General features: G+C 66.7%; 8 protein-coding genes. 6 read left to right on the top strand and 2 right to left on the bottom strand.

Annotated elements, in window-relative coordinates; genetic code table 11:
- Positions 1–1,028, top strand: a 1,028-nt coding sequence (locus tag B3D39_RS11525) for a DegT/DnrJ/EryC1/StrS family aminotransferase (RefSeq protein ID WP_286789708.1), incomplete at its 5' end; no start/stop codon positions are given.
- A gap of 19 nt (positions 1,029–1,047) precedes the next feature.
- Here B3D39_RS11525 and B3D39_RS11530 read toward each other — a convergent pair.
- Positions 1,048–1,971, bottom strand: a complete 924-nt coding sequence (locus tag B3D39_RS11530) for an ornithine cyclodeaminase family protein (RefSeq protein ID WP_274963546.1) — start codon at positions 1,969–1,971, stop codon at positions 1,048–1,050.
- A gap of 25 nt (positions 1,972–1,996) precedes the next feature.
- Positions 1,997–3,238 carry an FAD-dependent oxidoreductase gene (locus B3D39_RS11535; RefSeq protein ID WP_274963547.1) on the bottom strand — a complete coding sequence of 414 codons (1,242 nt, stop codon included), beginning with the start codon at positions 3,236–3,238 and terminating at the stop codon, positions 1,997–1,999.
- Positions 3,239–3,426: 188 nt separating this feature from the next.
- Between B3D39_RS11535 and B3D39_RS11540 the strand changes: the two genes are divergently transcribed.
- From B3D39_RS11540 to B3D39_RS11560, 5 genes are all read left to right on the top strand, one after another.
- Positions 3,427–4,587 (top strand): isovaleryl-CoA dehydrogenase, encoded by a 1,161-nt coding sequence (locus B3D39_RS11540; RefSeq protein ID WP_274963548.1) that lies wholly within the window; start codon positions 3,427–3,429, stop codon positions 4,585–4,587.
- Complete coding sequence (locus B3D39_RS11545; RefSeq protein ID WP_274963549.1) at positions 4,587–5,102, top strand: lysozyme inhibitor LprI family protein; 516 nt, start codon at positions 4,587–4,589, stop codon at positions 5,100–5,102. Before B3D39_RS11540 ends, B3D39_RS11545 begins: the two co-directional genes overlap by 1 nt.
- Positions 5,099–5,626, top strand: a complete 528-nt coding sequence (locus B3D39_RS11550; RefSeq protein ID WP_274963550.1) for a lysozyme inhibitor LprI family protein — start codon at positions 5,099–5,101, stop codon at positions 5,624–5,626. Before B3D39_RS11545 ends, B3D39_RS11550 begins: the two co-directional genes overlap by 4 nt.
- Positions 5,623–6,087 carry a lysozyme inhibitor LprI family protein gene (locus tag B3D39_RS11555; protein WP_078570246.1) on the top strand — a complete coding sequence of 155 codons (465 nt, stop codon included), beginning with the start codon at positions 5,623–5,625 and terminating at the stop codon, positions 6,085–6,087. The genes B3D39_RS11550 and B3D39_RS11555 overlap by 4 nt, the downstream gene beginning before the upstream one ends.
- Positions 6,084–6,419 (top strand): carboxyl transferase domain-containing protein (locus B3D39_RS11560; RefSeq protein ID WP_286789709.1); only part of this gene is annotated, 336 nt, incomplete at its 3' end. The genes B3D39_RS11555 and B3D39_RS11560, both read left to right, overlap by 4 nt.

Raw genomic sequence — 6,419 nt, forward strand, 5'->3', positions numbered from 1 at the left:
AATTCGCTGGATTGACCGGTGCGCCTTATTGCCTTGCGGTGGCCTCGGGTGGCTATGCCTTGGGCTGCGCGCTGCGCGCCGTGGGCGTGGGGCCGGGCGATCCGGTGCTGACCAATGCCTTCACGCTCGCCCCCGTGCCCGGCGCGATCGCGGCGGTCGGTGGCAAGCCCGTGCTGGTTGAGGTTACCGACCAGCTGACCATCGACCTTGACGATCTGGCGGCGAAAGCCCCGCAGGCGCGGGTGCTGATGCTGTCGCATATGCGCGGCCATATCTGCGACATGGATGCGCTGATGGAGATTGCGCGCGACCATGATCTAACGGTGATCGAGGATTGCGCCCATACGATGGGGGCGACATGGGCCGGGGTTCACTCGGGGCGGCATGGCGCGATCGGCTGCTATTCGACCCAGACTTACAAGCACATGAATTCGGGCGAGGGCGGGCTGATCGTGACCGACGATGCCGAGCTGGCGGCGCGGATGATCCTGCTCTCGGGCAGCTACATGCTCTATGAGCGCCACCGGGCCGCGCCCGGCGCGGAGGTGTTCGAGGGGCTGAAATACGACACGCCCAATGTCTCGGGCCGGATGGACCATCTGCGCGCCGCGATCCTGCGTCCGCAACTGTCGACGCTGGCGGATCGGGTGGCGCGCTGGAATGCGCTCTACCGTGAGGTCGAAGCCGGGCTTGCCGGGGCGGAGGGGATCGCGCTGATCGAGCGCCCCGAGGCCGAGAGCTATGTCGGCTCGTCTTTCCAGTTTCGCCTGCCGGGACGCTCCGCCCCCGAGATGCTGGATTTCGTCGCCCGGGCTGCGGCCCGCGGGGTCGAGCTGAAATGGTTCGGCGCGGATGAGCCCGCGGGCTTCACCTCGCGCCATGACAGCTGGCGTTACGCCGAGGCGCAGAACCTGCCGCGCACCGATGCGGTGCTGGCGACGCTGCTGGACCTGCGCCTGCCGCTGACTTTCTCGACGGATGACGCCGCCCAGATCGCGCGTATCCTGCGCGAAGAGGCCGAGACCTGAAGAGGCGGCGCGCTGACCCTTACCCCGCGCGCGAGATCCAGTCGGCGATCATCAGGTCGAGATGCGCGCCGCCGCCATTCTTGTAGAGCGTGATCTCCTCGGCGCTTTCCCGCCCGCGCGCACCGCCGATCAGGTCGTAGAGATCCGCCTTCACCGCCTCGGGCGTGATTACCCCCTCGCGGATCGGGATCAGCAACTCGCCGATATGGCCCAGCGTGGTGTCGCGGCTGTCGACGAAGAGGCTTGCCGTCGAGATCAGCGCATCGTCGGCCTCGCGCATATCGGCCTTATAGGCTCCGATCAGATCGACATGGGTGCCCGGCTTTACCCATGCACCCTGCAGGACTGGCGCGCGCGCCATCGTGGCGCTGCTGACGATATCGGCCTCCGCCACCGCCTCGGCCAGTTCGGTCACCGCGCGCAGGCTGATGCCCTCGGGGGCAGGGCCCTCCGCCAGTTCCTGTGCCTGCTCGGGGCGGCGCGTCCAGAGCGTAATCTCCGTCAGCCCCGGAAAGCCCGCCGCATAGGCCGCGATCAGCGAGCGCGCGACCCGGCCGCCCCCCACGATCAGCAGTCGGTGGCTGTCGGGCCGGGCCAGAAGCTGCGCGCCCAGAACGGAATCGGCGGCGGTCTTGAACTCGGTCACTAGCGGGCAATCGACGATGGCGATGGGCTGGCCATGCTCGGGCTCGAACACCACCATCGCGCCTTGCACCGTCGGCAGTCCCACCTGCGCATTGCCGTCGCAGACGGTGAAGGATTTCACCCCGTAGCCCAGCCCCGGAATGTAGGCCGCGCGGCTCAGCAAGACCGCGTCAGAGGGCCCGAGAAACGTATCGCCCAACTCCGCCTTCGGGCGCGTATGGCCTGCGCGCAGTGCAGCTATCGCGCCGGGCCAGTCCAGCTTTTCAGCGATCTCATAGGGGATGATTTTCGGGCTCATGTCGTCTCCTTCAAAGTCACGAGTCTCACAGAGGCGCCAGCCAGCGCGCCGGGGCCGACACCTCCCGCGGTCCATTGGCGGCACCGGTGATCGCATCGGCCAGTAGCGCACCGCAGCCCGCCGAGAGCGTCCAGCCCAACTGCCCGTGGCCCGCATTGACCCACAGATTGTCGTAAGACTTCACCCGACCAAGGAACGGCGGGCCATGCGGGGTCGAGGGCCGCAGCCCGGTCCACAGCACGGGCGGCGCATCGCTCACCGCATCGCCGAAACGCGCGGCAACGTAATCGGTCAGCACCTTTGTGCGATCCTCGCGCAGCGTCCGGTCGCGCCCGGCGAATTCTGCGATCGCGGTCACCCGCAAGACACCACCGTAAGAGGCCACAGCCAGCATCGCGGCCTCGTCGATATAAGGGTGGCGGGGCAGGCGGCTCGGGTCTCGGACTTCCCACGTCCCCGAATAGCCCTTCACCGGGTAGATATCCGGCGCAAAGCCCAGAGGCCGCGCCAGATCGGGCGTCTCGATCCCGGCGGCGAGGATCACCTGCGCCGCGGGCAGCGTCTCGTCGGCGAGGTTGACCCCGGTGATCTTGCCATGAGCCTGCGTGAAGCCGGTCACCGCGCTGTTGTAGCGAAACTGCACGCCGTGCTTGGCGGTAAGGGCCTTGGCGGCGGCGCGGGTCACCTCGTGGCAGTTCCCCGCGGCATCCATCGGCGAGAGGAACCCGCCCGCAAAACCCGCCTCTGCCAAGAGCGGATCGTTCTCGGCCAGCCAGTCCGGGTCGATCCGCGTCAGCCGCCCGTCGTCATGTGCGTCGATCTCGGCGGTTGCGTTATAAAGATAGAGCCCACCTTCGAAGCGGATCAGCGCGTCCAGCCCGAGCTCCTGCGCCATGTCGGGCAGGGCGGCGCGGGCGGTCTCGGCCAGCCGCATCATCCGCGCGGTATTGCGTGCCTGCGCGGCCCCGGTGCAGTTTCGCAGGAAGGTCGTCCCCCAGCGCCACAGCGCCGGATCGAAGGGCGCGGTCAGCTTCACGCCGGGATTGCGCCCCGCCATCGCGCGCAGCAGTTGCGGCAAGGCATCCGGCCCCGCCCAGGCGCTCGCATGGCCGATCGAGACGATCCCGGCATTCGCGCGCGAGCACAGCTCCGCCGGGCCGGGCAGGCGGTCGATCACCGTCACCGGCAACCCGCGACGGGCCAGCGCCCATGCGGTCATCGTGCCCACGATCCCCGCTCCGATCACGATATGACGTGGCTGGCCCATCTGCGCTCCCGTTGGTTTCCAAGCTCTCAGGTCTCTTTGTGGCGGCAATCACTGCAAGTGACCAGCCCCTGTGCCATCTGGCCGGTGCCGCTGCGTCGTTTGCCCGCGTCCCAGCCCACGGGCCTTGACCCGACTCGGCAATTGCGCATAAATGAACGTGCGTTCAATAAACCGGGGGAGGAGATCCGATGTTCGCAGGTTCGATGGAGTTCGATCTGGGCGAGGATATCGCCGCACTGCGCGATATGGTGCGCCGTTGGGCGTCCGAGCGTGTGGCCCCGATCGCGGCCAAAACCGATCTGGATAATGAGTTTCCGAACGAGCTTTGGACCGAGATGGGCGAGCTTGGCCTGCTCGGGATCACCGTGTCGGAGGAATTTGGCGGGGCAGGGATGGGCTATCTCGCCCATGTCGTGGCCACCGAGGAAATCGCGCGGGCTTCGGCCTCGATCGCGCTCAGCTACGGCGCGCATTCCAACCTCTGCGTGAACCAGATCAAGCTGAACGGTTCGGATGAGCAGAAGAAGAAATACCTGCCCGGCCTGATTTCGGGCCAGTCCGTCGGCGCGCTTGCGATGTCGGAATCCGGCGCAGGCTCGGATGTGGTCGGCATGAAGCTCAAGGCCGAAAAGCGCAACGGCTATTACGTGCTCAACGGCCATAAATACTGGATCACCAACGGCCCCGATGCCGATACGCTCGTGGTCTATGCCAAGACCGACCCGGAAGCGGGCTCCAAGGGCATCACCGCCTTCATCGTCGAGAAGGATTTCAAGGGCTTCTCCACCTCCAAGCATTTCGACAAGCTCGGCATGCGCGGCTCGAACACGGCACAGCTGTTCTTCGAGGATTGCGAAGTGCCGTTCGAGAACGTGCTGGGCGAAGAGGGGCGCGGCGTGCGCGTCCTGATGTCGGGGCTCGATTACGAGCGCGTGGTGCTTTCGGGCATCGGCACCGGCATCATGATGGCCTGCCTCGACGAGGTCGTGCCCTATTGCAAGGAGCGCGAACAGTTTGGCCAGCCGATCGGGAATTTCCAGCTCATGCAGGGCAAGATCGCCGATATGTATGTCGCGATGAACACCGCGCGCGCCTATACCTACGAGGTCGCGAAGGCCTGCGATCGTGGCGCGGTGACGCGCCAGGATGCGGCTGCCACCGTGCTTTATGCGTCCGAGCAGGCGATGGTGCAGGCGCATCAGGCGGTGCAGGCCCTTGGCGGCGCCGGGTTCCTCAACGACTCCAACGTCTCGCGCCTGTTCCGGGACGCGAAGCTGATGGAGATCGGCGCGGGCACCTCGGAAATCCGCCGGATGCTCATCGGTCGCGAGATCATGGGAGCCGTCTGATGCGAGCGGGCGCTCTCCTCCTGATCGGGCTTGCAGCGCCTCTGGCGGCACAAGCCCAAGGGGCAGGGGCGGATTTCGATCCGGCCCCGCTGGAGATCTGCCTGTCGAGCGCGGGCGCCCCCACCTCCTGCATCGGCAAATCGGCGGAGAATTGCATAGGCGACGATGCCAGCCCCACCGACCGCCGCGCCTGCTATGATGCCGAGCGCGCCCTCTGGTCCGACCATGCGGCGACAGCCCTCGACAGCTTGCGCCAAGCGGCGGCGGCCAGTGACGCGGCGCAAATCGTGGCGGGCAAGTCACCGTCCGGATTGCAAGGCGCGCAACTGGGCGAGGCGGAAGCCGCCTGGGCGCGCTACCGCGATGGCGCCTGCGCCTATGGGGCTGCGCTGCAGGACGAGGGTGCGGAGGCGGACGAGGCGCGCTGCCTAATGCGCAAGACCGCCGAACATGCGCTGGAATTGCGCGATTGGGCCGAGACGCTGTCCGCTCAAGGCAAGGGAGGGGCGCAATGAAGACGCTTTGGATGATCGCTGTCGCCATGCTGGGCCTATCGGCCACTGCCGCGCGCGCCGAAGGCATTCCCGTCACCTATGATCCGCAGGTGATCACGGCCTGTCTCGCAGCTAAAAACGGACCCGCGCGCAGCGCCTGTATCGGGCTTGGGGCTGCACATTGCATGACCGTCGACAATGCCGGGTCGAGCAATGCGGGCATGGGCTTTTGTTTCGGTGCAGAACGAGACGATTGGGACGCGCGCCTGAATGCGGCCTATCAGACGATCGTCGCGCAGGACGGCAAGATGGATGCGGAACTGAAAGAGCTGGGCTCCGCCGCGCCACCGCAGGTGCCTGCGCTGAAAGAAATGCAGCGCGCATGGATCGCCTATCGCGATGCGTCCTGCACCTATGAAATGTCGACTTGGGGCGGCGGTTCGGGGGCCGGCCCGGCCGGATCGCAATGTGAAATGCAACTGACCGGAGCGCAGGCGCTGCGCCTGATCGCGCGCGCCGAGCAGCTTGAAGGAGATACCCAATGAAAGGGCTATCAATCGTCGCGGCACTGATCTGTGCCACACCCGCCCTGGCGCAGGAGCCGAGCGTCGATCCGGATGCGGTGCGCGCCTGTTTCGACGGGGCGAAGGATACGCATCCCGCCTGTATCGGCGAGGCGGCCGCTACCTGTCAGGGTCAGCCGGGCGGCGATACGACGCTTGGCATCTCGGCTTGCCTGCAAGGCGAGGCGCAGGTCTGGGACGATATCGCGAAGTCGCAATACAAGGCGGCGCGCGCCCGTCTGCTGGAGCAGGGCGGCACGGAGCTCGCCAACAAGCTGCTCGATGCGCAAAGCGCGTGGGGGCAGTATCGCGACGCCGATTGCGGGCTGCTCTACGAGATTTGGAAGGACGGCACGATCCGCACGGTCGTGGCGTCGCAATGCTACCTCGAGCGTACGGCGCAACGCGCGCTGGAACTGCGCGATTTGGGGAGGATGGAATGAAACTGTTATCGCAGGCCCTGACCTCGTCGGAGGACTTTCAGGCCAATCGCAAGGCGCATCTCGACGCGCTGTCGCAGATCGAAAACGCGGCTGCACAGGCAGCGGCTGGCGGTGGTCCCGCTGCGCTGGAGCGGCACCTGTCGCGCGGCAAGATGGCGCCGCGCGAACGGGTGGCGGGGCTCTTGGATCCCGGCTCGCCGTTCCTGGAAATCGGCGCGACGGCGGCGCATGACATGTATGGAAATGCCGCGCCCTGTGCGGGCGTGATCGCCGGCATCGGTCGGGTGCAGGGCCAGGAGGTCATGGTGGTCGCCAACGACGCCACCGTGAAG

Origin of the sequence: Thioclava sp. UBA3469, from assembly GCF_002378135.1 — a bacterium.
Lineage (GTDB): Bacteria > Pseudomonadota > Alphaproteobacteria > Rhodobacterales > Rhodobacteraceae > Thioclava > Thioclava sediminum.